Genomic DNA, 911 nt, shown 5'->3' with positions numbered 1-911 from the left:
CTGTCCAGCATTTTAAACATATTACCCCTGTAAAGGGCAGGACATTTATAGTGCTTTACCTGTAATTTGGGTGCTTTCTTCTTAAACTTTTTACCACTAGATACCTGGGTATATCTTTCTTCCTTATAATTTTCTAGATTGCTATAGTAGGAAGAGACTATTCCCATGGCATCCATAATTGCACTTCTCCTCAAATATGAAGGGAATTTATAGAACTGTCTGTCAAAACCATCATACTCTGGATGTGGATTATCTTTTGTTGAGTGTGTCAGGTGCTCTATGAGATTTACCCTATATTTAGAGCTTAACTTTTCCAAGAGCTCCCTCTCTGAGGTAACCACATTTATAAAGTAAGATACTGCCTTCCTGTAAATTTCTATAGTTTCCTTTAAACAATCATTCATGTTTACTATTTTTACTGTATATGAATTTATCACCTGCATAATCCACACCTCCTTTGTTGATTTTATACCGTTTGTATACTATAATTATACTATTCTTAATTTAGTTGTAAAGGAGTTATACTATCCTATGAATATAGAATATAAAAGAAACAGACATAGTTGCTACAGTCTGAAATATCATTTGGTTGTTGTAACTAAATACAGACATAAATGTATAAACAGAGATATTTTAAACCGCTTGATTGAAATATCCAATAACACTTTTAATAAATGGAACTGCAGTATTTTAGAGATTAACGGAGAAGCTGACCATCTGCATATTTTATTTGAAGCCCCTCCACAGGTACAGCTGTCTAAACTTATAAATAATTTTAAAACAGTAACTTCCAGGCTGATTAGAAGAGACTATGCCGGTTACCTGGCTAATTTCTACTGGAAACCTTTCTTCTGGAGTGAAAGTTACCTTGTTCTTTCTACAGGTGGTGCCACCATTGATATTATCGAACA

Annotated in this window: 1 protein-coding gene and 1 pseudogene; one reads left to right on the top strand and one right to left on the bottom strand. The window is 33.6% G+C overall.

All coding sequences use genetic code 11. From position 1 onward, the window contains the following. Window positions 1-443: pseudogene (locus tag J5G60_RS18510) on the bottom strand (hypothetical protein); the annotation flags it as partial. 88 nt (window positions 444-531) lie between these two features. Here J5G60_RS18510 and tnpA point away from each other — a divergent pair. Next, on the top strand, window positions 532-911 hold a 380-nt coding region (tnpA, locus tag J5G60_RS18505), incomplete at its 3' end, for an IS200/IS605 family transposase (protein WP_207876651.1).

It is taken from the genome of Clostridium sp. HV4-5-A1G (assembly GCF_900184915.1).
GTDB classification, from domain to species: domain Bacteria; phylum Bacillota; class Clostridia; order Clostridiales; family Clostridiaceae; genus Clostridium_B; species Clostridium_B aromativorans.
Note: the sequence above shows the minus strand (reverse complement) of the source record. Positions and strands in the feature narration are given on the sequence as shown.